General features: G+C 60.5%; 20 protein-coding genes and 2 tRNA genes. 5 read left to right on the top strand and 17 right to left on the bottom strand.

The features are described from left to right. Nucleotides 1-103 precede the first annotated feature (103 nt). The 8 genes from carB to dnaB all read right to left on the bottom strand — a co-directional run bounded on the left by carB (nt 104) and on the right by dnaB (nt 13032). A complete protein-coding gene (carB, locus tag ACTQ40_RS08800) occupies nt 104-3418 on the bottom strand; it encodes a carbamoyl-phosphate synthase large subunit (RefSeq protein ID WP_441563914.1) in 3315 nt (1104 codons plus the stop codon). Between the two features lies 1 nt (nt 3419). Beyond that, on the bottom strand, nt 3420-4865 hold the full coding sequence (gene carA / locus ACTQ40_RS08795) for a glutamine-hydrolyzing carbamoyl-phosphate synthase small subunit (protein WP_441563912.1): 1446 nt from the start codon (nt 4863-4865) through the stop codon (nt 3420-3422). A gap of 411 nt (nt 4866-5276) precedes the next feature. After that, the gene (locus tag ACTQ40_RS08790) at nt 5277-6242 is read right to left on the bottom strand and encodes a hypothetical protein (RefSeq protein ID WP_427729200.1); all 966 of its coding nucleotides are present in this window, start codon (nt 6240-6242) and stop codon (nt 5277-5279) included. A gap of 19 nt (nt 6243-6261) precedes the next feature. Continuing rightward, on the bottom strand, nt 6262-8031 hold the full coding sequence (locus ACTQ40_RS08785; RefSeq protein ID WP_154516744.1) for an ABC transporter ATP-binding protein: 1770 nt from the start codon (nt 8029-8031) through the stop codon (nt 6262-6264). A gap of 82 nt (nt 8032-8113) precedes the next feature. Beyond that, nucleotides 8114-8809: an NUDIX domain-containing protein gene (locus ACTQ40_RS08780; protein WP_441563910.1), complete on the bottom strand. Its 696-nt coding sequence runs from the start codon at nt 8807-8809 to the stop codon at nt 8114-8116. A 21-nt stretch (nt 8810-8830) separates the two neighbouring features. Next, nucleotides 8831-10135: a phosphoribosylamine--glycine ligase gene (gene purD / locus ACTQ40_RS08775; protein WP_154516747.1), complete on the bottom strand. Its 1305-nt coding sequence runs from the start codon at nt 10133-10135 to the stop codon at nt 8831-8833. Nucleotides 10136-10255: 120 nt separating this feature from the next. After that, nucleotides 10256-11542: an adenylosuccinate synthase gene (locus tag ACTQ40_RS08770; protein WP_427717940.1), complete on the bottom strand. Its 1287-nt coding sequence runs from the start codon at nt 11540-11542 to the stop codon at nt 10256-10258. Between the two features lie 92 nt (nt 11543-11634). After that, on the bottom strand, nt 11635-13032 hold the full coding sequence (gene dnaB / locus ACTQ40_RS08765; RefSeq protein WP_427718155.1) for a replicative DNA helicase: 1398 nt from the start codon (nt 13030-13032) through the stop codon (nt 11635-11637). A 190-nt stretch (nt 13033-13222) separates the two neighbouring features. Between dnaB and ACTQ40_RS08760 the strand changes: the two genes are divergently transcribed. Further along, entirely contained in the window at nt 13223-13717 is a 495-nt protein-coding gene (locus ACTQ40_RS08760; protein WP_039689008.1) for a nucleotidyltransferase domain-containing protein, read from the top strand. A gap of 71 nt (nt 13718-13788) precedes the next feature. On the opposite strand, the gene ACTQ40_RS08755 is transcribed toward ACTQ40_RS08760, so the two are convergent. The 5 genes from ACTQ40_RS08755 to rpsF form a co-directional block, all read right to left on the bottom strand. Next, nucleotides 13789-14883: an IS1595 family transposase gene (locus ACTQ40_RS08755; protein ID WP_441563909.1), complete on the bottom strand. Its 1095-nt coding sequence runs from the start codon at nt 14881-14883 to the stop codon at nt 13789-13791. Nucleotides 14884-15089: 206 nt separating this feature from the next. Beyond that, nucleotides 15090-15629 (bottom strand): 50S ribosomal protein L9, encoded by a 540-nt coding sequence (gene rplI, locus ACTQ40_RS08750; protein ID WP_154516756.1) that lies wholly within the window; start codon nt 15627-15629, stop codon nt 15090-15092. A 15-nt stretch (nt 15630-15644) separates the two neighbouring features. Further along, complete coding sequence (rpsR, locus tag ACTQ40_RS08745) at nt 15645-15911, bottom strand: 30S ribosomal protein S18 (RefSeq protein ID WP_006235829.1); 267 nt, start codon at nt 15909-15911, stop codon at nt 15645-15647. 72 nt (nt 15912-15983) lie between these two features. Beyond that, nucleotides 15984-16436, bottom strand: coding sequence for a single-stranded DNA-binding protein (locus ACTQ40_RS08740; RefSeq protein ID WP_006235830.1), 453 nt, complete (start codon nt 16434-16436; stop codon nt 15984-15986). A gap of 48 nt (nt 16437-16484) precedes the next feature. Then, nucleotides 16485-16778 carry a 30S ribosomal protein S6 gene (gene rpsF, locus ACTQ40_RS08735; protein ID WP_006235831.1) on the bottom strand — a complete coding sequence of 98 codons (294 nt, stop codon included), beginning with the start codon at nt 16776-16778 and terminating at the stop codon, nt 16485-16487. 493 nt (nt 16779-17271) lie between these two features. On the opposite strand from rpsF, the gene ACTQ40_RS08730 reads away from it, so the two are divergent. From ACTQ40_RS08730 to ACTQ40_RS08715, 4 genes are all read left to right on the top strand, one after another. Further along, nucleotides 17272-17362 (top strand) — tRNA-Ser (locus ACTQ40_RS08730). 48 nt (nt 17363-17410) lie between these two features. Continuing rightward, nucleotides 17411-17501, top strand: a tRNA-Ser gene (locus tag ACTQ40_RS08725). Nucleotides 17502-17800: 299 nt separating this feature from the next. After that, nucleotides 17801-18490, top strand: coding sequence for a trimeric intracellular cation channel family protein (locus tag ACTQ40_RS08720; protein ID WP_229770653.1), 690 nt, complete (start codon nt 17801-17803; stop codon nt 18488-18490). Nucleotides 18491-18674: 184 nt separating this feature from the next. Continuing rightward, nucleotides 18675-19820: a hypothetical protein gene (locus ACTQ40_RS08715; protein WP_441563907.1), complete on the top strand. Its 1146-nt coding sequence runs from the start codon at nt 18675-18677 to the stop codon at nt 19818-19820. A gap of 104 nt (nt 19821-19924) precedes the next feature. Here ACTQ40_RS08715 and typA read toward each other — a convergent pair whose 3' ends face one another. The 4 genes from typA to ACTQ40_RS08695 form a co-directional block, all read right to left on the bottom strand. Then, complete coding sequence (gene typA / locus ACTQ40_RS08710) at nt 19925-21763, bottom strand: translational GTPase TypA (RefSeq protein ID WP_441032650.1); 1839 nt, start codon at nt 21761-21763, stop codon at nt 19925-19927. A gap of 117 nt (nt 21764-21880) precedes the next feature. Further along, nucleotides 21881-22330, bottom strand: a complete 450-nt coding sequence (locus ACTQ40_RS08705; RefSeq protein WP_154516767.1) for a hypothetical protein — start codon at nt 22328-22330, stop codon at nt 21881-21883. 30 nt (nt 22331-22360) lie between these two features. Next, the gene (locus ACTQ40_RS08700) at nt 22361-22750 is read right to left on the bottom strand and encodes a hypothetical protein (protein ID WP_441563905.1); all 390 of its coding nucleotides are present in this window, start codon (nt 22748-22750) and stop codon (nt 22361-22363) included. Continuing rightward, nucleotides 22751-23251 (bottom strand): bifunctional nuclease family protein, encoded by a 501-nt coding sequence (locus tag ACTQ40_RS08695; protein ID WP_441563904.1) that lies wholly within the window; start codon nt 23249-23251, stop codon nt 22751-22753. It abuts the gene before it with no gap. Nucleotides 23252-23537 lie beyond the last annotated feature (286 nt).

The raw sequence follows: 23537 nt of genomic DNA, 5'->3' as shown, positions 1-23537 counted from the left end.
GTCGAGAGACCCGCCCCCCGCCACCCCCCCCCCCCCCCCCCCCCCCCCCCCCCCCCCCCCCCCCCCCCCCCCCCCCCCCCCCCCCCCGCCCGGACAGCTCGACCTACACCGTGTACTGCGGCAGGTCCTGCAGGGCGATGACGTCCATGCCCATGTCGTTGGCACTGCCGTGACCCTGCTGGTCCTCGCGCACAGCCTCGATGGCGCTCACATACGTGTTGGCGGCAGACATCGCCGTCACGCAGGTCACGCCACGACGGACGGCCTCGGTGCGCAGCAGATAGCCGTCGCCGCGCGAGCCCGGGCCGTACGGCGTATTGATGATCACCGCGATCTTGCCATCGGCGATAAGGTCACCGATGTTGGGACGTTCGCCGTCGTGCGGGCCGCTGATCTTCTCCACAATCTCGCACGTCACGTTGCCGCCGCGCAGCACGCGCGCCGTACCCTCGGTAGAGCAGATGTCAAAGCCCAGATAGCGCAGGATACGGGCGACCGAAAGGATATGGCGCTTGTCGCGATCGCACACGCTAATGAACACCTTGCCAGCGCTCGGATCAGGCAGTTTGTAGTCAATCGCCAGCTGTGTCTTGGCGTATGCCTCGGGATAGCTCTTGGCGACACCCATGACCTCGCCCGTCGACTTCATCTCGGGCCCCAGGATAACGTCGGCTCCCGGGAAACGACCCCAGGGCATAACGGCTTCCTTCATGCAGAAGCAGTCCAGCTGGCGCTCGTCGCTCGGCAGGCCCAGGCTCGCGATGGAATCGCCCGCCATGATGCGCGCCGCGCACTTGGCCAGCGGCACGCCGGTGGCCTTGGAGATAAACGGCACGGTACGGCTGGCACGCGGGTTGGCCTCGATCACGTAGACGGTCTCGCCCTTGATGGCATACTGCACATTGACCAGGCCGCGAACTCCCAGCGCCATCGCGATGCGGCGCGTGGTCTCGCGGAGCTTCGCCTGCAGACTCTCGCTAAAGCTAAACGGCGGAATGCAAGTCGCGGAGTCACCGGAGTGGATACCGGCCTCCTCGATATGCTCCAGAATACCGCCGATGTAGACCTCCTCGCCGTCGCACAGGGCATCGACATCGGACTCGATCGCGCCCTCCAGGAAGCGGTCGAGGTACACCGGGTAGTCGGGGCTAATGCGGGCAGCCTCGGCCATGTAATCGTGCAGATGCTCGGCATCGTAGGCGATCATCATGCCGCGGCCGCCCAACACATAGCTCGGACGAACCAGCAGCGGGTAGCCGATATGCGCAGCCACGGCCTCGGCCTCCTCAAACGAGGTGGCCTGACCCGCCGGCGGGTACATAATGCCCAGTCTGTCGAGCAGGGCGGCAAAGCGCTCGCGGTCCTCGGCAAAATCGATGGCATCGGGCTTGGTACCCATGATGTTCACGCCGCTCTCCTCGAGCATGCGCGCCAGCTTAAGCGGGGTCTGGCCGCCGAGCGTCACCACGACGCCGTCGGGGCGCTCAACATCGATAACGTCCATGACGTCCTCGTAGGTGAGCGGCTCAAAGTACAGACGATCGGACGTGTCGTAGTCGGTCGAGACGGTCTCGGGGTTGCAGTTGACCATGATGGTCTCGAAGCCACGGGCCGCCAGCGCGTAGCTCGCGTGCACGCAGCAGTAGTCAAACTCGATACCCTGGCCGATACGGTTGGGGCCGGCACCCAGAATCATCGCCTTGGGCTTATCTGCCGGCGTGGTCTCGTCGGGGGCAACGCACTTCTTGGCGACCGCGCTCGTGCGGTAGATGTTTTCGTAGGTCTTGTAGTGATACTCCGTGGCACTCGAGAACTCAGCAGCGCAGGTGTCGACCGTCTTCATGCTGGGAACCACGCCCAGGCCCTTACGGTAAGCGCGAACAAAGCGCTCGTCCGAGCCGGTCAGCGCGGCAATCTCGGCATCGCTCGTGCCATACTGCTTGAGCAGGCGCATCGCGTCGGCGTCGATGTCCTCCACGCGCAGGCCGCGAATGCTCTCCTGGACCTGAACCATATCGTTGATACGGTTGAGATACCACGAATCGATGCCGCAGATGGCATGGATGCGCGCGACATCCCAGCCACGACGCAGGGCCTCGACCACAAAGAAGATGCGGTGCTCAGTCGGGGTGCCCACGGCCTGAGCGAGCTCGTCGTCGCTCAGCTTATCGGCACCTTCCTTGCCACCAGCGCAAATGCCCTGATGCCCGTCCTCCAGCGAGCGCATGGCCTTGCCAAAGGCCTCCTCAAAGGTGCGGCCGATCGCCATGATCTCGCCCACGGCTTTCATGCGCGTTGTGAGCGTGGGGTCGGTACCCTTGAACTTCTCAAAGGCAAAGCGCGGCACCTTGACCACACAGTAGTCAATCGTGGGCTCAAAGCAGGCAGGCGTGGCTTTGGTGATGTCGTTGACGATCTCGTCGAGCGTGTAGCCCACGGCCAGGCGAGCGGCGGCCTTGGCGATGGGGAAGCCCGTGGCCTTGGAGGCCAGTGCGGACGAACGGCTCACGCGCGGGTTCATCTCGATGACGATCAGGCGACCGGTCTGCGGGTTCACGGCAAACTGCACGTTGGAGCCACCGGTCTCGACGCCGATCTTCTCCAGAATGGCGAGCGAGGCGACACGCATGCGCTGATACTCAAGGTCGGAGAGGGTCTGCGCCGGCGCCACGGTGATGGAGTCGCCGGTATGCACGCCCATGGGGTCGAGGTTCTCGATGGAGCACACGATGATGCCGTTGCCGGCGTGGTCGCGCATGACCTCCATCTCGTACTCTTTCCAACCCTCGATGGACTCCTCGACCAGTACCTCGTGGGCGGGCGAAAGCTCAAGGCCCTGGCTCACGATGGAGACGAGCTCCTCGTGGGTGTGCGCGATGCCACCGCCGGCGCCGCCCAGGGTAAAGCTCGGGCGCAGCACGCAGGGATATCCCACGCGCTCGGCGATGGCCTCGGCGTCGGCCACGCTGTAGGCATAGCCCGAGCGCGCGACCTCCAGGCCGATCTCAGCCATGGCCTCGTTAAAGAGCTTGCGGTCCTCGCCGCGCTCGATGGCGGCAAGGTCGCAGCCGATCATCTCGACGCCGTACTGGTCGAGCGTGCCGTCCTTTGCCAGCTCGACGGCGGCGTTCAGACCGGTCTGGCCGCCCAGCGTGGGCAGCAGCGCGTCCGGGCGCTCCTTCTTGATCACGCGCTCGATAAATTCGGCGGTGATGGGCTCGACATAGGTGCGGTCGGCCAGGCCCGGGTCGGTCATGATGGTCGCCGGGTTGGAGTTGACCAGGATGACCTCAAAGCCATCCTCCTTGAGCACCTTGCAGGCCTGGGCGCCGGAGTAATCGAACTCGCAGGCCTGGCCAATGACGATGGGGCCCGAGCCAATGACGAGGATACGCTTGATGTCAGTACGCTTAGGCATGTTAGTTCTCCTCGGTCTCGGTCGTGGCGGAACCATTGTCGGCAAAGTTCCAGCCCTGCAGGCGGTCCTTCGCGGTGTCGATGTCCAGGTAGTTCTCCTCGCCGTCCATGAGTCGCGTAAAGGCGGTAAAGAGATAGTGGGCATCGGTGGGGCCGGGCGAGGCCTCGGGGTGGTACTGGACCGAGAAGCACGGGGCGTCGAGCAGCTGAATGCCCTCGGCGGTGCCGTCGTTGAGGTTCACATGCGTCAGGCGAATGCGGCCAAAGCGCTCGTTCATCACGACGGGCGCGATACCACGGCGCACCCAGACGCGCAGATCGCCGTCGGCCGCATGCTCGGTCTCGCCGCCCGAAAGCTCGGGGACAAGCTTGCCCAAGCTGGGGAACAGCAGGCCAAAGCCATGGTTTTGAGCGGTAATTTCCACGCGGCGGCTGACCAGGTTCATAACCGGCTGGTTACCGCCACGGTGACCGAATTTGAGCTTTTCCATCTGGGCACCGCATGCCAAGCTAATCATCTGGTGACCTAAGCAAATGCCAAAGACGGGCACCTTGCCGATCAGCTGCTGCACCTGCTCGTAGGTCTCTACCACGGCATCGGGGTCACCGGGACCGTTGGACAAAAAGACGCCATCGGGATTCATGTCGAGTACCTGACGCGCGGGTGTATCCCACGGCACGACGGTGAGGTCGCAGCCAGCACGGACCAGACCCTCCAGGATGCCACGCTTGACACCGCAGTCGTACGCGACCACGTTGTGGCGGGCGGGAGCGGGGGCCGCAAGCGCAAAGCCATGCTCGGCAGGCAGATCGCTTCCGGCGAACGGATGGGGCGCAAGGCAGCTCACGGTCTTGACCAGGTTCTCCCCCACCAGCGTGGGAGCAGAGGCCAAGCGCTCGGCAAGCTCGTCGATATCGAGGACCTCGGTCGAGATAATGCCCATCTTGGAGCCATTGTCGCGCAGGTGGCGCACCAGGGCTCGGGTGTCGACGCCCTCGATAGCGACGATGCCGTGTGCGCGCAGGTACTCCGGCACGCTGACGTCCGAGCGCCAGTTAGAAGGCGTGGCACACATGTCGCGCACGATCATGCCGCGCATGGCGGGAGCACTCACAGGGCGTACGTCATCGCCGGGGAAGGCGGACTGGACATCGGTCTCATCGATGCCATAGTTGCCAATCTGCGGATAGGTCATGGTAACGATCTGGCCAGCATAGCTCGGGTCGGTCATAACCTCAAAGTAACCCTCGAGTGAGGTATTGAAGCAGACTTCGCCGGTCGCGGTGCCCTCGGCACCACATGCACGGCCATAAAAAATGGTCCCATCCTCAAGGTACAGGATGCAGGGACCGCAAGCACCCTTGCTGGTTTTGGCCAGCATGCGCTGGCACAGTTCGCTGGGCGCGATGGTGCGGGCGGCAGCGCCCGCAATATGGTTGTTCGCCATAGTTCTCCTTCCCGGTCTCTCGGGACCGGCTTAAAGGTGTGTAGTTAGGCCTCGCGGTATTCTAACCGTAAGCATGCCGTATGGCGTTAATTACATAGAATTGTTTACAAAATGATAATTATGACTTCTTATGCATAATGATTTTTCTGGGACGGGGATTAAAAAATCATTCTGAAAGCAGAGCTTTGTCGCTGAGTAGTCAATTTGGGACGGGGCTATTTTAGCTGCCCCGTCCGTCAATCAACCTAACCGTCGTGCCACCAGCCGGGGTAGCTAAAATAGCCCCGTCCCAAATTGACTACTCGCCAACCGCATACATGACAGAATAATTTTTTAATCCCCGTCCCAGAAAAATGATCCCGCGCGGGCTTGTGGCTCACGCGGGATGTCATCGTTCTATGTGGCTGCGGACTACTTTTGCTTGTCCTGCTCAAGTAATTCGGACGGGGTGCGGCCAAGCTTGCCGCCGCGGAAAATCTCGCGGCCGTGAAGGCGGTGCTCCAGGTCACGTTCGGCCTTTTCCTCGTCAATCTTAGTCTGGCTCACCGCCGGGTCCTCGATGAGCGACGATACCGAGTTCACCTGTTTCTGAATACGCTCGGCAATGGTGTCATCCATGCTCACGATACGCATCTTCCAGTCGATATTGGTGGCGTTGGAAGAGCTCTTGGTCCAGACGAACGTCAGGATGGCGCTCTGGTGGCCCTGGGCGGGAAACATGCCAAAGAAGGAATCATGCTGAATCCTGCTGTCCTCGTCGATATAGGCGTGGACGTTATACACCACACGGTCAATCTTGTCGTTGAGCAGGGCGTTGGTTGCGAGCGCCGCCGCCTGAATCTGACCGTTGGACAGCAACTCGAGTTCATTGGCAGAAGACGTGTCCAGCACCGTCACCTCAACCGTGCCCGTACCCTCGTCGGCCTCGTCGACGGTAAAATCGAGCGGGAACTGCGTAAAGCCGTTGCCCCATTCAAGTCCACCTTTGAGCGCGGTCGAGACGGTATCCACCGAAACGCTCTCGGAGAGGTTCGCGGTGTTCAGGCGTCGCATCACGCCGTAGCCGATCTGCATGCCCACAATCAGCACCAGGATGCCGATAACAACGACCATGGCAGTCTTCGTAATGGTATGGCTCACCTGCGAACCCGAAGGATCGTCCTCGGACAGCGGGTCGATATGTTTTGCCTGGCTCGCGCGATCCTCGCTGCGCAGCCGCGCCAGTGTCGCCTTGTCACCGCGTTTGACGGCAGACTCTTTCTCGCGCATGCGCTCGGTACGCTTTTTGGCGAGTGTAGGATCCAAGACGCCGGATGCATCGATTTCGGAGAATAACTCCGTCACTTCTTCCGGAGTCAGATGGTTCTTATCAGCCATAACCTTCCTGTCATATCAATCAGTCGAGCTCGTGCGCACGCGCACCTTCGAACTGCATTCGATAGTAACGGGCATAAGTGCCGCCACGGGCGAGAAGCTCCTCGTGCGTGCCACGTTCCACAACGCGACCATGCTCAACGGTCGCAATCTCGTCGGCATGCTTAATGGTCGAGAGACGGTGAGCGATGATGATCGTGGTGCGGCCACGCGCCAAGCGCTCGAGCGACTCCTGCACCGCCTCCTCGCTCTCGTTATCCAGAGCACTGGTCGCCTCATCCAAAATAAGGATCTTGGGATTTTTGAGAAACACGCGCGCGATGGCGACGCGCTGCTTTTGACCACCAGAAAGACGGCTGCCGCGCTCGCCCACCACGGTGTCATAGCCCTGCGGAAGCGACTCGATAAAAGCATCGATGTTGGCGCGATGGGCCGCCTCGGCGATTTCTTCTGCCGTGGCGCCCGGCTTGCCATAGGCGATGTTCTCGCCAATCGTTCCGTCGAACAGATAGACATCTTGCTGCACCAGGCCGATGGATTGGCGCAGGCTACGCTGCGTCACGTCGCGCACATCCTGGCCGTCAATGCTAATGGAGCCGGCGGCAACGTCGTAAAAGCGCGGCAACAGCGAACAAGTCGTTGATTTGCCGCCGCCCGAGGGACCAACCAAAGCGATGGTTTGACCGGGCTTAATGGACAGATCCATATGGTCGATAACGGGACGCGTGCCGTCGCCCGCGCCCAGCTCGACATCCTCGTAGCTAAAGCACACGTCGCGATACTCAACAGCGCCGGCCGTCACCTGCAGATCCGCAGCACCCGGCTTATCCTGAATATCGGGGACAGTCGAGAGCACCTCGTCCATGCGCTTAAAGCCGGCGATGGCTTTCTGATACGTCTCGGCCGAATTGACGAGCGTCTCAAGCGGCGTGCAGAACAGCGAAATGTAGAGCGCGAAGGTTGCCATATCGACCGCCTGCAGCTGGCCTTGGGCAACGAGCCAACCGCCCAGCAGCACCACGATCACATAGAGCACGCCCGAGAGCAGACCATACGTCGCGGTGTAGACGCCCATGGCGTGATACATGTTTTCCTTGGACGAAAGGTAGCGATCGTTAGAGGCACGGAACTTAGAGCGTTCGGTCTGCTCATTGGCAAAGCTTTTGACCACACGCATGCCCGCCAGCGAATCCTGCAGCTGCGCATTGATGCCGCTGATCTTTTTGCGGTTATCGCTAAAGACCTCGCGCATGCGCATATTCTGCCAAAACATAATGACCGCGAACACCGCCGTCACCACGGCCATGGCGAGCGCGAGCACCGGCGCAATGGTAAACAGAATCACAAACGAGCCAATGATCTCGATACCGCAAATAATGATCCATTCGGGCACGTGGTGCGCCGCCTCGCAGATATCGAACAGGTCGTTGACCACGCGGCTCATCATGTCACCCGAGCTGTTGCGATCAAAGTACGCAAAGCTAAAACGCTCGTACTGATCGAACAAGTCCTCGCGCATCTTGGACTCCATGCGCGCGCCCATCACGTGGCCCCAATAGCTCACAAAGTAGCGGCAGGCGCAGCGGGTGGCATACATCAGCACCAGTCCCACCGCGATCATACCGAGCGCCTGCATAATGGCAGTCTGGCCCTGGGTAAACAGCCCGCCGCACAGATTGCGCAGGATAATGGGAAACGCCAGGTCAATGGCGGCGAGCACCAGGGCGCAAATGGTATCGGCAACAAAAAGCCCCATCTGGGGCTTGTAGTAAGACAGAAAACGCTTCAGCATGTGATCCTCAAAGAAATATCAGCAACGTAAGACCCTGGGACAAAGCAATCAGTAGCACTTGTCCCAGGGCTATCCCCACTCGTTACAGCTCAGAACCACCAAGGCGGTGCGCGATGCTGTCGCAGGCAAGTGCGCCCACGACGGTCTTGGCATCCTCGATCTTGCCGTCGAGCACGGCATCGATCAGCTCGTGCAGCGGCACCAGGTCAACGTTGACAAACTCGTCATCGTCGGGGTTGGGCGCATCGAACTCGAGCTTGGTGGCCAGGTAGATGTGAATAATCTCGTCGCAAAAACCGCAGGTCGTGACAATCGACGTTAAAAAGCGAATGCGCCCGGCCTTAAAGCCCGTCTCCTCATGCAGCTCGCGCCTGGCACAATCGAGCGGGTCCTCGCCTGGGTCGAGCTTGCCGGCGGGAATCTCAACCGTCACGCGGTCGATGGCGGTGCGGTACTGACGCACCAGTACGATCTTGCCGCTCTCGGTCAGCGCCACAACGGCCGCCGCACCCGGATGGCGAACGATATCGCGGGCGCTGCGGTGACCGTTGGGCAGCTCGACCTCAAGACGGTGGACGTCGAGGATCTTGCCCTTCCAGGCGCACTCCTCCGAAAGAATCTTCTCGTGCAGCTCGGTATCGTGCGGGTCGTCGTCGCCCAGCACCAGCGCCGGCTCGTCAGCGACCTCGCCACCAGGCTCGCCCTCGGCGTGCCCATACATGCGGCTGTCCTCTTCGACGATTTGCGCGTCCACGAGCTCTTCGTTCTTCTCGTCCATCCGTCTCATTCCTCTCGGATTTTAAGCATCCCAGGCGTCGCGGCCGCGCAGCGCGCGCAGGCCAATGTCGTGACGCAGGGTCTTGCCCTCAAAATCGATCTTCTCGCAAGCCTCGTAGGCAAGGTTGCGAGCGTTCTCGAACGTGTCGCCCAGCGCGGTCACGGCGAGCACGCGGCCGCCGTTGGTCACGAGCTGGCCGTCCACCACGGCGGTGCCGGCGTGATACACGGTCACGTTCTCCATGGCCTCGGCATCCTCGATGCCGGTGATGACCTTGCCTTTCTCGTAGCTGCCGGGATAACCCGCGCTCGTCAGGACAACGGCCACCGCCCACTCGTCACGCCAATCGAGCTCAATCTGGTCGAGCTCGCAGTTGGCGCAGGCAAGCATGACCTCGACCAAGTCGTTCTTAAGGCGCGGCAGCACGACCTGCGTCTCGGGGTCGCCAAAGCGGGCGTTAAACTCCAGCACCTTGGGGCCGGCGGGGGTAAGCATAAAGCCGCCGTACAGGCAGCCACGGTAATCGATGCCCTCGGCAGCGAGCTCGGCCACGGTCTGCTCCATGACCTTCACCATGGTGGCATGCTCCTCGTCGGTCACGATGGGCACCGGGCTGTAGACGCCCATGCCGCCCGTGTTGGGACCAAGGTCGCCCTCAAGCGCGCGCTTGTGGTCCTGCGAGGTGGCCATGGGACGCACGGTCTTGCCGTCGGTAAAGGCCAGCAGCGAGCACTCGGGGCCAACGAGCATCTCCTCGATAACCACGGTGTTGCCGGCGTCGCCAAAGGTGCCGCCAAAGCACTCGCGCACGGCCTCTTCGGCCTGCGAAAGCTCGGTTGCCACAATAACGCCCTTGCCCGCGGCAAGACCGTCGGCCTTCACGACCAGCGGAGCGCCCTGCTCGCGCACATAGGCGAGAGCCGAAGCCTCGTCGGTAAACGAGCCGTAGGCGGCCGTCGGAATGCCCGCGCGCTCCATGAGCTGCTTGGAGAACAGCTTAGAGCCCTCCATCTGAGCGCCCTCGGCACCCGGGCCAAAGCAGGGAATACCCGCCGCGCGCACGGCGTCGGCCACGCCCGCCACGAGCGGAGCCTCGGGGCCAATCACCACGAGTCCGCATCCGTGGCTCTGTGCAAACGCCGCCACGGCAGCAGGATCGCAATCGTCGAGAACCACATTCTCGCCGCAGCTCGCGGTGCCGCCGTTGCCCGGGGCGATGTAGAGCTTGCCGGCGCGCGGTGATGCCGCGAGCTTGGCTGCCAAAGCATGCTCGCGGCCGCCGCTGCCCAACAACAGGATGTCGATGGTTTGAGTGTCCGCCTTCAAGGGTGCCTCCTCTATGGATTAACGGCCCGTCAACCATGCGGGCCCATTACAAGCAAATATACCCCTCGGCCGCCCGTCCGGGCTGCGAAGGGGTATATCGCAATAACCAAATAACGCCGATTACTTCCAGAATCGGTTGATGATCTGCTCGCGGCCGGCGCCAACACCGACAAACGTCACGCGCGTGTGCGCCAGATCCTCGACAAATGCCACGTAGTCCTGAGCCTCCTGCGGCAGCTCCTCAAAGCTGCGGCAGCCGGTAATATCGCACTTCCAGCCGGGAAGCTCCTCGTAGATGGGCTTGGCATGCTCAAAGCGCACCTGGTGCTCGGGCACGCTGGTGTAGCGCTCGCCGTCGACGTCATAGGCCACGCACACCTTAATGGTGTCGAAGACCGAAAGCACGTCGAGCTTGGTCAGGGCGATGTCGGTAAGACCGTTGACGCGCGAGGCGTAGTTGGCGATGGGACCGTCAAACCAGCCGCAGCGACGACGGCGACCGGTGGTCACGCCGTACTCATAGCCCTCCTCGGTCAGCGTATGGCCGGCCTCGGACTCGTAGGAAAGCTCAGTGGGCATGGGACCTGCACCGACGCGGGTGATGTAGGCCTTCATGACGCCCAGCACGCGGTCGACGTTTTTCATGCCAACACCAGAACCGGTGATCGCGCCGCCGGCGGTGCAATTAGAAGATGTGACAAACGGATAGGTGCCATGGTCGATATCGAGCAATGTTGCCTGGGCGCCCTCAAAGAGCAGGGTCTTGCCCTCATCGATCATGTTGTTGAGCAGCAGGCTCGTCTCGGTGATGTACGGGCGCAGACGCTCGGCCATGGGCAGGTACTCTTCACAGATCTGGTCCACGGTGTAGGTGGGCAGGCCGTAAAGCAGCTCGAGCTCGGGATTCACGCGGGCAAGAGCGGTTTCCAGCTTGTCGCGGAAGAGCTCCTCATCCAGCATGTCCTGCATACGAAGGCCAATACGGGCCATCTTGTCCTGATAGCACGGGCCAATGCCGCGCTTGGTGGTACCGATGCTCTTCTTGCCGAGCTTCTGCTCAAAGGCGCCGTCCAGGTCGACGTGATACGGCATGATCACGTGTGCGTTGCCGCTGATCTTGAGGTTCTTGGTGGTGATGCCATCGGCCTCGAACATGTCGATCTCCTCAAGGACAACCTTGGGGTTGACGACGCAGCCGTTGCCAATCACCGACACGTGGTCGGCGTACATGATGCCGGAGGGCACCTGGTGCAGGCCGTACTTCTTGCCGTTGACAACGATGGTGTGCCCGGCGTTGTTGCCGCCCGAATAGCGCACGACGGCATCGAAGTCGCCGGCGATCAGGTCGCAGATCTTACCCTTGCCCTCATCGCCCCACTGGGCACCGACCAAAACGGTTGACGGCATGTTTACTCCTTACATACATGGACTGTCTGCGCGCCACACGGCGGGCAGAAGCACAAAACATTCCCAGTATACCCGTGCAACGGGCGCCTGTCCTACTCCTCGGTATGCACCCCATCAAGCTCATAGAACTTGGTAGATGCCGGCAGGAACATCAGGTCGACGTCACCGATCGGGCCCGAACGGTTCTTGGCCACGACAATACGCGTGACGCCCTCGTCGGGTCGGTCGTCGCGCGAGGCCTCAGCCTCGTCGGCGGAACGGTCCAAGAACATGACGATATCGGCGTCCTGCTCGATGGAGCCCGATTCGCGCAGGTCGGAAAGCTGCGGGCGCTTGCCGGTACGGGATTCGACCTGACGCGACAGCTGAGATAGCGCGATCAGTGGGATCTTGAGTTCCTTGGCCATAATCTTTAAGCCACGAGACATTTCGGAGACCTCGACGGTGCGGCTCTCGGAACGGCGTCCTGGCGGAGGACTCACCAGCTGCAGGTAGTCCAAGATAATGATGGCCTTCTCCTTGTTGTGGAGCATGCGGCGGCTCTTGGCGCGAATCTCGGTCACCGTGGTGCCGGGCGTATCGTCAATCAGAATATCGAGCTTGGACAAGGTCTGCGTGGCCTCGTTGATATTGGCCCACTGCTCGGGGCTAATGCGACCCATGCGAAAATCACTGATCGAAATCATGGCATAGGCGCAAATCAGGCGCTGGGCAATTTCCTTGCCCGACATCTCCAGCGAGAAAAAGCCGACGGTGTAGCCCGCAGCGGCGGCATTGAGCGCCAGGTTTAGAGCGAACGAGGTCTTACCCACGGCGGGGCGGGCGCCGATAATGATGAGCTGGCCCTCGCGGAAGCCCATAAGCATGCGATCGAGTGACGGGAAGCCCGTGGGAACGCCCGCTGCCTGGCCACCGGCCTGGCACACTTCCTCGGCCTCGTTATAGGCCTCGACCATAAACTCGGTCAGTGTCTTGTAGCTCGACTTAACCTCGCGCGCCGTAACCTTGAGCAGCTTGCTCTCGGCCAGCTCCACGACCTCTTTGGTATCGGTGGGGGCGTTATAGGCCAGCGCGTTAATCTCGTTGGTGGCGCCAATCAGCTCACGCAGCATCGAGTCGCGACGAACGATGGCGGCATGGTGCTGCCAGTTGACGAGCGACAGGGTCTGACCCATCAGCTCCAAAATGTACGCCTCGCCGCCCACGGCATCGAGCTTGTTGATGCTTCGCAGGTAATCGATCAGCGAGATGGAGTCGATGGGAATGCGACTGTTGTACATATCGACCATCGCGGTATAGATGGTCTTATGAATGGGCCGGTAGAAATCGTCGGGCTGCAGCTCGACCTGGGCTTCTTCGACCACCTCGGGCGATAGCAGCATGGCGGCCAGTACGTTGGCCTCTGCATCTTGGTTTTGGGGGAGACCCAACTTGGAGCCGCGGTCCTCGACCGTCAGCCATGTCTCCCTATCGTCGTATGCCATGAGCATCCTCATTCATATCGCTTGCGAGCATCCATAGTATCAGCCACAGCTTTAAATCGAGGCGCGCCTTAATAATCATCACCGAACCAAACGGATGAACGGTCCCTTATGTGCGTTGTGTTAGACCACTTTGGATACTGGGACTTTTCCTATAATCTTTCTTGCTTAAATAGCAGGCGAAAGCGAAGGAGCTCCTATGGTCACCAAGGATGATGCGTGTTGGATAATCGGCCTTTCCGCAGGTGCGGGCATTGGCGTATATCTTGATGGCGGCTGGGGCGTCGATGCGCTTGTCGGGCGTGAGACCAGGGCTCATAACGACATCGACCTGTTCGTTCAGCGCGGGGATTACCAAAGGTTCGTGGATCTAATTGCTGATGAGGGGTTTTCCGAGGTGGCTGCATCTTTCACCACCGAAGATCACACGGTGTGGCAAGACGAGGCGGGGCGCATCGTCGACCTGCATTGCTTCGATTTCGCCGAGAATGGCGATATTCTGTATCAGGGAGATCGTTTTCCCGGGGAGGTCTTTTCGGGGAGGGGGCGCATCGGCGAGGTGGAGGTGTCGTGCATCGACCCCGAAAGCCAGCTGTTGTTTCACTTGGGCTATCAGCATGACGAGCACGACGTCCACGATGTCATGCTCCTATGCCGTGAGTACGGTTTCGACGTTCCCGAAGAATATCGCTAGCTGTTGCTTTTTGCATCGGGTCACGACTTCAGCGCTTGCCGCAGATGCGCTGCGCCAGACCGCCCTGGACATCACGCCACGCCGTATATGGCCCTCCGCGCACGCGAGTCCCATTTCGCCTGCTTGATCCAGTACTCGTAGAACGGATAGGGGGTCACCTTGTACTGGCGCCAGGTCTTCTCGTACGTGCCGCGGGCCGCCTGCCTCACTATGAGCTCGGCGAGCTCGTCCGCGCTCCTGCGGACCTTGAAGCACCACGTCCACTTGAACCAGGCGAGGTAGTTCTCGAGGCGTCTCGTGGAGACGCCCCGGAACCTGCCGATGAAGTGCCTCATCTGGGAGTGGAGGCTGTTCACCCTGTTGATGGCGTGCTCCTCCCTCTTGCTGGCGATGTGCTCGCCGACGCCGAGGGCGGGCAGGACGCGGCGGTACACGTGCGCACGGTCCGTCGAGATTATCGCGCCGACCACGAGCTTGTCGGCGAGCAGCTCCCTGGCTGCCGCCTCGTCGAGGCCGCCCCTCCCCGCGATCTCGTAGAAGATGTCGCCGGCGTCGTTGATGCCGGTGAGCACGCATATCTTCTCGTGCCCGTCGGTTCCCTGCGACCTTGTGCGGGGCTTCCTGGGCATGCCGGACTCCGACCTGGAGCGGTTTCCCTTGAAGCTCTCCCTGAAGAAGCACTCGTCGAGCTCGGCCCCGCCACCGGCCTCCACGCGGAAGGCGGGCATGCGCTTGGCCATGGCCTCGAGCAGCCTGTGGCGCATGAAGAACGCCGTCTTGAGGCACACGCCGCACTTTTCCGCCGACTCGCGCAGCGGGAGCTTGTCCACGTGGCACTCCGCGAACCTCATCCAGGCCGACCTGTCGAGCTTGGTGGTGGAGAAGATGCGCATGGTGGCGTCGGTGAAGGTTCTGGCGCACCCTCGGCAGAGGAACCGCTGACGGCCGCGCCCGTCTCGCCCCCTCTTCACGTAATGCGGGGAGCCGCACCAGGGGCAGGCTCTGTCGGGATCGTCTTCCGCCCCCTCGCTTGCCGCAAGGTCGAAAAGCTCCGCGTCTATCAGCGCCTTGAGCGATCTCAGGGCCCTGCTCTTCTCGGCAGCCGTCATCTGCGGGAGGAACTGCCTCGTCAGCTGGGTGAGCACGTCTTCCATTGCAACCTCCATCTTTCCTGATGATGGAATTGTCGCAATTGGGGGTCCTGCTGCGTGTACTGTGCATAGGACACTTATCCAAAGCGGTCTAACACAACGCTTATGTGGAACTGCATCTCAATGTATGACGTGACGCCCACTCAGCGCAAAAAATAAAAGGGCGCCCCGGTCTCCCAGAGCGCCCTTCTTAGAACAAGATTGTTGCGTTGCAGCAAATGCTACTCGGCAGCAGCCTCGGTCTCGACCTCGGCGGTCTCGGCCTCGGCGACCTCAGCGGCCTCCTCGACCTCAGCCTCGGCAGCGAGCTCCTCGGCGGTAACGCCGACGAGAACGACAACCTCGGCCTTGATCTCGCGGTACAGCGAGATGGCAACGGTGTGGGCACCGGCAACCTTGATGGGCTTACCGAGCTCGACGCGCTTGCGGTCGATGTCCATACCGAGCTGATCCTTGATGGCGTCAGCGATCATAGCGGCGGTGACAGAGCCAAAGAGGATGCCCTCGTCGCCGACCTTGACGTCAACGGTGACCTGCTTGCCCTCGAGGGCAGCCTTGGTCTCGTTGGCGGTAGCCAGACGGACGGCCTCGCGCTTGGCGATGTTGTTGCGACGCTCGTCAAGCTGCTTGAGGTTGCCCTTGGTGGCGGCAACAGCGAGCTTCTTGGGGAACAGGAAGTTCTCAGCGTAACCCTGAGCGACCTCTACGACGTCACCCTCGCCGCCCTTGCCCTTGATCTCATCGAGAAGAATAACCTTCATGATGCGTCTCCCTTCTTAGCCGCGGTCGCGGTTGCCACGAGAGGAAACCACGGGGACGGTGTACGGCAGGAGAGCCATCTCGCGGGCACGCTTGATGGCGTTGGCGATGTCATGCTGATGCTGCGTGCAAGCGCCAGTGACGCGACGGGGCTTGATCTTGCCACGGTCGGTCATGTACTTACGGAGAAGCTGAGTGTCCTTATAGTCGATGAACTCAGTGTTCTCCTTGCAGAACTGGCAGTACTTACGACGCGGCTGACGTGCAGAAAAATCATTAGCCATGTCAAAATACCTTTCATTTGGCAACTTCGGCGAACCGAAGCCGCCTCTCACTCAAAAATAGGTGAACAACCCTTAAAACGGGATGTCCTCATCGTAGACATCGACCGCGGGCGGCGTAGCCACCGGTGCGGCAGGACGTGCTGCGGGCGCGGGAGCTGCGGGGGCGTAACCGCCCTGATCGTAGCCACCCTGGCCACCACGGGAGCTCATAAACTCGATCTCATCGACGATGACCTCAAGCTTGCTCCTGCGCTGACCGTCGCGCTCCCAAGAGCTGTAGCGCAGCTTGCCCTCGATCGCGACCTTGTTTCCCTTTGCCAGGAAACGGCTCACGGCCTCGGCGCGGGTGCCGAACATAGTGCAGTCGACAAAGTTGGGATAGTCCTCCCACTCGCCAGTCTGCGCATTGCGGCGGCGATCGTTCACGGCGACGCCAAAGGACAGAACCTGGGTTCCGCCGGCAGTGGCGCGCAGCTCGGGATCGCGGGTGAGGTTACCGGTGATGTTCACTCGATTGATGCTCATTACTCACTACTTCCTCTTGGGGCACAAGCCCAGTCCAAAACGACAGTCTTACTCCTGGTCGTCGCGACGGACGATCATGTGGCGGACCACAGCGTCGGTGATGCGCAGGACGCGATCAAGCTCGGCGATCTGGGTAGGATCTGCGTGGAAGTTGATGAGGGTGTAGTCACCATCGGTGAGGTCGTTGATCTCGTAGGCGAGCTTGCGCTTGCCCCACTCGTCAACGGAGTCGACCTTGCCAGCGCCCTCAGCGATCGTGGTATCGATACGCTTCATAACAGCGAGACGAGTCTCGGGGTCGAGCGACGGGTCAACAAAGAACAGCAGTTCATAAGCCTTCATATTGTCACCTCCTCTGGACAAATGTGGCTTCAGGTCGTGAAGGTGCGCCTGAAGCAGGAAAAGACTTGGTAATAGTATCTTTCAACCTCCCAGGCTGCAAGAATATGCAGCTACAACCTCATGACCTCCACATATGCCCATACTCGCACGGCCTTTCTTGCGTATTCCAACCAAATGCTGTCCAAGAGCTTGACGGATTTGAGGACAAGGGCGGGTACATACCGACTTTCTGCCAGATAACCGCAAGTCGCTCGCAGCATGGCTGCGGTCGCAAAATGCATACCAGCGGTACAACGCGACATTTTGAATGATTAAACTTGATTCCCGACCGTCCGTAACTACCTCATTTGAACAGTTCGCCTGGGCCGATTACGCAGGTCATCGATTGGTTTCGGCACGGTTGGGCAAACGACGGAGCGATGCAATTTAAAAAATGCCAAGTTTTTGGTTTGCACTTTGCGATTCCTCGTGTATACTGACTTTCGCATTTAACGGAGAGTTGTCCGAGTGGCCGAAGGAGCACGATTGGAAATCGTGTAGGCGTCAAAAGCGTCTCCAGGGTTCAAATCCCTGACTCTCCGCCAGTTAATTCCAAAGCAGGCCTTTGTGCCTGCTTTGTTTTTACCCCACACGGAGGGGTGGCAGAGTGGTTGAATGCGGCGGTCTCGAAAACCGTTTGGCCTGTATAAGGTCACGAGGGTTCGAATCCCTCCTCCTCCGCCATTTTGGTTGAGAAAGCTCCCAACAAAGGGAGCTTTTTTGTTTTGATTCCCTTACAGACAAATACGGCGGCGGAGGGGGGTTCGAACCCGACAGGGCGTTCAACACCAACCCAGATCTCCAAACATGTACATCACCCTCCAAAGATGTCAAAAAATGTCGTTTTTGGATGCTGATGTACATGTTTGGAACCTGTGACCGCGCCCAGTTCCGACCGTTTACCGAGCAATGGGGTCACGACCTCCCACAACCATGTACTATGTACGGGCATTTTCCAATCCAACTACCCAAAGGAACCCACCTTGCCCGTCATCGCCACTGTAATCGTTACCGCACACGCCTCGGATGCCATGGTTGCCATCCCGTTTTGGCTCGAGATGTTCGCTGTCGTCGCGGCGTCGATTTCGGGTGTACTGGTTGCGCGCGAGCACAAACTCGATCTGGTGGGCGCCGTCGCGCTCGCCGTGGTCTGCGGTCTGGGCGGCGGTCTTTTGCGCGATATGACGCTCCAGGTGGGCAACGTCTACATCCTTAACCAGCCCATGGCGCTGCCACTGTCCATCGCCACGGCGGCCATCATCTACATCTTCCCTGCCATCGTCGACAAGCCCGACAAGCTCATCCCCCTGCTCGACATCATCTCGGTGGGTATTTATGCGGCAACCGGCGCAGATAAGGCGCTCGTGTACGGATTTGCACCGGTCGTGTGCATCATGATGGGCTTTTTTACCGCGGTAGGCGGCGGCATGCTGCGCGATGGTTTTATGGGCGTGGTGCCGGGTATTTTCCAGCGCACCAACTTCTATGCCATCGCGGCTATCGCTGGATCGGCAAGCTATGTTTGCCTTGTCATGAGCGGCTTGGTCAGCAATGTCGTCGCGCTGGTCGTTTGCGTCGCAGTGACCATGGGCCTGCGCTGGCTCTCGCTGCGCTTTGACATCAAAAGCCCCACCGAGGACGATATCGCGCGTTTCCTACATCGTAAAAAATAGATAGCACGGCCCGGCCCATCGCAAGGTGACAGCCTATCTACAACCGGCCGCAGGCCCGATATCCCGCGACGCCTTACGTAGGCAATTGCCCATGCAGAATACTGCAACCGCGAGTTTCTTTTAGAGCGAAGGCGCAATGGGTACCATATTGGGCGTATGCAAATCACCAAGCAAAGGATTCACCATGCCTCACAACCAACCCGCGGCGGCGCAACATCACAATATGCGCGGACACCTCATTATGGCCTTCGCGCTTATCGCGCTGGCGTTTACCGCGCTGCCTTCCATGGCATTCGCCGGCACCGACACCGCGGGCAATGTTTTCGTGTCCGACGGGGATTCCAGTCCATCCGGCGTCGGGGGCGATCTGTACTGGGCCGGTCAAAGCCTTAGCCTGGACGACGCGTCCATCGACCGCGATATCATCGCCGCCGGCGAAAGCCTGTCGATTCGCGACTGCACCGTAGGCGGCGCCGTTCGCCTGGCGGCGCGCACCATCGATATCGCCAAGACCACCATTGATGGAAGCGTGACAGTTGCCGCTCAGCACGTCGTACTTAACTCCGGCAGTACCGCCAATTGCTTCTATGCCGTAGGTGAGACGGTTGCCCTGCGCGGCTCCGCCAAGTCGGCAGCGCTCGCGGGCAGTACGGTAACCATCGACGGCACTGTCGATGGCGATGTTGAGGTCTGGGCCGACAAGCTGGTGCTCGGCAAAAACGCCAACATCACCGGTACCGTAAACGCCCATGTCTCACAGGATCCCGAACGCGCCGACGGCGCCAAAGTGGGAGCCCTCAAGATCGACCGCACCGAGAACGAGGATACCTCCACCGTCAACGACGTCATCGGCGGCATCGTTGCCGCAGCTCTTTCCACCTGCTTTGTCGCGATTCTCCTTGAGCTCGTCTTTCCGCGTGCAACAGCCAGCGCGGCCGGCATGCTTCACCAGCACCCCGCCCCGCTGTGGGTGAGCGGTCTTTTGGGCACGGTAGCCGCCGTTCCCGCCATCTTGCTGCTCATCATCTCGATTGCCGGCCTGTCGCTCGCCGGAGCCCTGATGTGCGGCGTCATCGGCATCGCCCTGGTCTCGGCGGCCTTTGCGGGCACCGCGATCGCACGCATGGTCGGGCACAGCCAGAACCGCTACGCCATGGCCGCTGTGGGCGGCGCCATCGCCGGCGCCCTTACGGCACTTCCCCTTATGGGCAACTTTATCAGCGGCGTAGCCTTCGTCTTTATGCTGGGCTATCTCATTCAGATCATCTGGCGCAACGCCCACGTCAAGCCGCAACAGGCCCCCAACACCCCGGGCCTTCCTTCCGCCTAACCGCCAACCACCGCAAAGGTGTCCTTTCTCTTTGTGGTGGTACAAAAAGGGCGCCGGCCGCGATGGTCGACGCCCTTTCTTGTGAATGCTACAGAGCTCAGCGCTTATTTGTTGACCTGACCGGCGCGAACGGCAGCCTTCTTGCGATCGGTGGCGTTGAGCAGACGCTTGCGCAGACGGATGTTCTTGGGGGTGATCTCCACCAGTTCGTCATCGGCGATGTACTCCAGCGCCTCCTCCAGCGAGAAGGTGCGAGGCGGCACCAGCTGCACGGAGATATCGGAGGTCGAGGAACGCTGGTTGCCCAGGTTCTTGGTACGGGCGATGTTGACGACCATGTCGCCGGCCTTGCTGCGCTCGCCCACGATCATGCCCTCGTAGCACTCGACACCCGGCTCAACAAACAGCTGGCCGCGCTCCTGCAGCGTGCCCAGAGCGTAGGCAACGGCCTTCTCGGTGGTCATGGAGATCATGGCGCCGTTCTGACGGTTGCCGATCTCGCCGGCGTAAGGACCATACTCCAGGAAGGTGTGATAGAACACGCCCTCGCCGTGAGTGACGTTCATGATGCGGTTCTTAAGGCCCATGATGCCGCGAGTCGGGATCTTAAACTCAAGGTGCGTCACGATGCCCGAGGTGTCCATGCTGGTCATAATGCCGCCAGAGGTGCCAAAGACCTCGACGACCTTGCCCGAGTACTCGTCCGGGCACTCGACGACAGCCTGCTCGACGGGCTCCATCTTGTTGCCGTTCTCATCCTTCTTAAACAGAACGCGGGGACGGCCGACCTGGAACTCAAAGCCCTCGCGACGCATGGACTCCATCAGGACGGACAGGTGCAGAATGCCGCGGCCCGAGACCTCGACGCCGCTCTTGTCCTCGAGCTCCTCAATCTTCATGGTCACATTGTTCTCGGCCTCATTGAACAGGCGCTCCTTGAGCTGACGGGCGCCCACAATGTCGCCATCGCGGCCGACGAGCGGAGAGGTCGAGGCCTCAAAGACGATGGACAGGGTCGGCGGATCGATCTCGATAGGCTCGAGCTCGACGGGGTTCTCGGGATCGGTGTAGACATCGCCGATGTCGGTGCGCTCGATACCCACGACGGCGGCAATGTCGCCGGCGCCGACTTCCTGGCACTCGGTGCGGCCCAGGTAGTCGAAGGTAAAGAGCTGCTTGACGGTAGCGGTGGCGCTGGAACCGTCGTTCTTGACGACCAGGATCTGATCGCCCTGGCGAATGCTGCCGGAGTACACACGGCCAATGCCGATGCGGCCGACAAAGTTGGAGTGGTCGATGGTCACACACTGCATAGCGAGCGGCGCGGTCTCGTCAACCTCGGGCGCGGGCATGTCGTCGATGATCATGTCGAGCAGCGGGTACATGTCCATGTTGCCGTCGTTGGGGTCAAGGCGGGCAAAGCCATTCATGGCGCTGGCATAGACCACGTGCTCCATGGCAAACTCGAGCTGGTCGTCGGTGGCGCCCAGGTCGGCCATAAGGTCCAGACAGTCGTTGTAGGCCTTCTCGGGGTTGGCGCCCGGACGGTCGATCTTGTTGATGACGATCATGATCTTAAGGCCGGTGTCGATGGCGTGACGTAGGACAAAGCGGGTCTGGGGCATGGGGCCCTCAAAGGCGTCGACCAGCAACAGGGCACCGTCGGCCATGCGCAGCACGCGCTCGACCTCACCGCCAAAGTCGGCGTGGCCCGGGGTGTCGATGACGTTGATCTTAACGTCCTTGTACTCGATAGAGATGTTCTTGGCGAGAATCGTGATGCCGCGCTCGCGCTCCTGGTCGTTGGAGTCCAGGACGCGATCCTCGACCTGCTGGTTGGCACGGAAGGCGTCCGTGGCACGCAGGAGCTTGTCGACCATCGTCGTCTTACCGTGGTCGACGTGGGCGATAATGGCGATGTTCCTCAGATTGTCTACGCGCATGTAGTTCCCCTATCTTCTATCTATATACAAACGGCACGCGTATGCGACCCGTCTAGCAACACAACGCTCGGCGGGAATATTGAGCCTTTTACCGAAAACTCGTTTATTTTAGCGATTCTAGATGAGAGGGGTTTCCTCACCTGCAGGTTCAGGGTCGCTCCACATAAAACCATCGCCGGCGCCCATGCCCTCGTACAGCACATATGCCGAAAAACCGCTCTCGAGCGTGGTCTCGAAGAAGCTAACGAGCAAAGCGTCGTGATATCCGCCCTCGATCTCCACACAGCCGGTGTAGCCGATGGCATAGCGGGCGATGCGGCCCAGGCCTTCGTCCTTGAGACCCATCTTGTGCTCGGAGATAAAGTTGGTGGCAGCCTCCAGGCATGCCTCCTCACCGTCCTCGTCGAGAGCCGCAAGATAGCGGTTGGAGGCGGCATCCTCGATCGCCACGACAACGCCCGGGTTTTCACCGGCGGCAAGGTCGTCCAAAAACGCACCGATCAGATCGCACACCATGGCGTCGAGCTCGGCGGAGACGTTACCGGCGTCCTGCATATCCTGTGCCATCTTTTGACCTTCCCATCACATTCGGCGTCGTTATAACTCCTGTGCCTCGGCCGCGATTCTGGCGGCAGCGTCACGGGCGCGAACCATATCCGCCGCGCGCTTGTCGAGCACCTTGATCTGGTTGGTCAGCATTACCGCATCGACCACGCCCCAGATCACCAGGCCCATCGAAATCGAAAACCCAAGCGCACCAACTGTACCACGAAGCCGCGACAAGATTACCGCGGCAAGCGCGGAGACAACAACCATCTTGATATAGGAGTCACGGCGCTCGCGAAGGGTGCGAGCCTGCGTCACATACGCAATGCGCGCGGCCTCAAATGCCTCGGCGCGCATATGGGCCTCACGCGCGATAGCGGCTGCTTCGGTCGACACACTGGTACCCATCAGCGCTCGCCGTGCATCGTGCTCAACCGACATTTAGAAATCATCGGGCGAGAGCGTGTGGACAAACTCGTCAAACTTCTCGAACTCACTCTCGTCGTCAACCTCGTCGGCAAGCGGAGAGACGGTGCCCAAGCGATTCATGATGTCGTCCTCCACAAACATGGGGGCATTGCTGCGCACGGCAAGGGCGATAGCGTCGCTCGGTCGTGCGTCAAGCATATGCTCGCCCCTATCGGTGTGCACGACGACCGTCGCGTAGAACACCGGCGGCTCGGCGCGCACGATCTCGATACGCTCGATCTTCGCTCCCACCACTTCGATGGTATCGAGCAAAAGATCGTGGGTGATGGGGCGATCGGTGCGGCCGGTATCGATACCGCGGCTGATGGCCGCTGCCTCGTAGGAACCGGTCTGGATGGAAAGAGAGCGCAGCGGCGCGGACGAATCCGACTTACGGCAACGCTCGCGCAAGACGACCAGCGATGGCACGGGACCGGCGGCCATGACGATGGTCTCTATGTCGACACGAACCATGGAACACCTCCGGTACGTTGTGGTTGGCATGCGCGGCAGCTCCGCCGCATTGAATAGCTATACTACCCAAACTTTCGCACCGCACACAAAATCAAAGTAGTTAATTTGGGACCCTTGATTATCAACTTTATCCGAACACCTCCCACATTCATCCGTACATGTGCGGATGATTGATTATCAACTTTATCCGAACACCTCCCACATTCATCCGTACATGTGCGGATGAATGTGGGAACCCGATACCCTGAGGGCCGGATCGGCCGGCCCCGGGAGATCGGAGGACGGT

This window comes from Collinsella sp. Sow4_D11, assembly GCF_052116465.1.
GTDB lineage: Bacteria > Actinomycetota > Coriobacteriia > Coriobacteriales > Coriobacteriaceae > Collinsella.
The sequence above is the reverse complement of the archived record's forward strand: the minus strand, read 5'-3'. Positions and strand labels throughout refer to the sequence as shown.

Excerpts from the sequence above, each read along its gene's own strand:
- ACTQ40_RS08785 (WP_154516744.1), bottom strand. The coding sequence starts at position 8,031 with ATGCTGAAGCGTTTTCTGTCTTACTACAAGCCCCAGATGGGGCTTTTT.
- carA (WP_441563912.1), bottom strand. The coding sequence starts at position 4,865 with ATGGCGAACAACCATATTGCGGGCGCTGCCGCCCGCACCATCGCGCCC.
- ACTQ40_RS08705 (WP_154516767.1), bottom strand. The coding sequence starts at position 22,330 with ATGGCACAGGATATGCAGGACGCCGGTAACGTCTCCGCCGAGCTCGAC.
- rplI (WP_154516756.1), bottom strand. The coding sequence starts at position 15,629 with ATGAAGGTTATTCTTCTCGATGAGATCAAGGGCAAGGGCGGCGAGGGT.
- rpsR (WP_006235829.1), bottom strand. The coding sequence starts at position 15,911 with ATGGCTAATGATTTTTCTGCACGTCAGCCGCGTCGTAAGTACTGCCAG.
- carB (WP_441563914.1), bottom strand. The coding sequence starts at position 3,418 with ATGCCTAAGCGTACTGACATCAAGCGTATCCTCGTCATTGGCTCGGGC.
- ACTQ40_RS08695 (WP_441563904.1), bottom strand. The coding sequence starts at position 23,251 with ATGGTTCGTGTCGACATAGAGACCATCGTCATGGCCGCCGGTCCCGTG.
- ACTQ40_RS08740 (WP_006235830.1), bottom strand. The coding sequence starts at position 16,436 with ATGAGCATCAATCGAGTGAACATCACCGGTAACCTCACCCGCGATCCC.
- ACTQ40_RS08780 (WP_441563910.1), bottom strand. The coding sequence starts at position 8,809 with ATGGACGAGAAGAACGAAGAGCTCGTGGACGCGCAAATCGTCGAAGAG.
- typA (WP_441032650.1), bottom strand. The coding sequence starts at position 21,763 with ATGCGCGTAGACAATCTGAGGAACATCGCCATTATCGCCCACGTCGAC.
- ACTQ40_RS08760 (WP_039689008.1), top strand. The coding sequence starts at position 13,223 with ATGGTCACCAAGGATGATGCGTGTTGGATAATCGGCCTTTCCGCAGGT.
- ACTQ40_RS08755 (WP_441563909.1), bottom strand. The coding sequence starts at position 14,883 with ATGGAGGTTGCAATGGAAGACGTGCTCACCCAGCTGACGAGGCAGTTC.
- rpsF (WP_006235831.1), bottom strand. The coding sequence starts at position 16,778 with ATGAAGGCTTATGAACTGCTGTTCTTTGTTGACCCGTCGCTCGACCCC.
- ACTQ40_RS08700 (WP_441563905.1), bottom strand. The coding sequence starts at position 22,750 with ATGTCGGTTGAGCACGATGCACGGCGAGCGCTGATGGGTACCAGTGTG.
- ACTQ40_RS08715 (WP_441563907.1), top strand. The coding sequence starts at position 18,675 with ATGCCTCACAACCAACCCGCGGCGGCGCAACATCACAATATGCGCGGA.
- dnaB (WP_427718155.1), bottom strand. The coding sequence starts at position 13,032 with ATGCTCATGGCATACGACGATAGGGAGACATGGCTGACGGTCGAGGAC.
- ACTQ40_RS08770 (WP_427717940.1), bottom strand. The coding sequence starts at position 11,542 with ATGCCGTCAACCGTTTTGGTCGGTGCCCAGTGGGGCGATGAGGGCAAG.
- ACTQ40_RS08790 (WP_427729200.1), bottom strand. The coding sequence starts at position 6,242 with ATGGCTGATAAGAACCATCTGACTCCGGAAGAAGTGACGGAGTTATTC.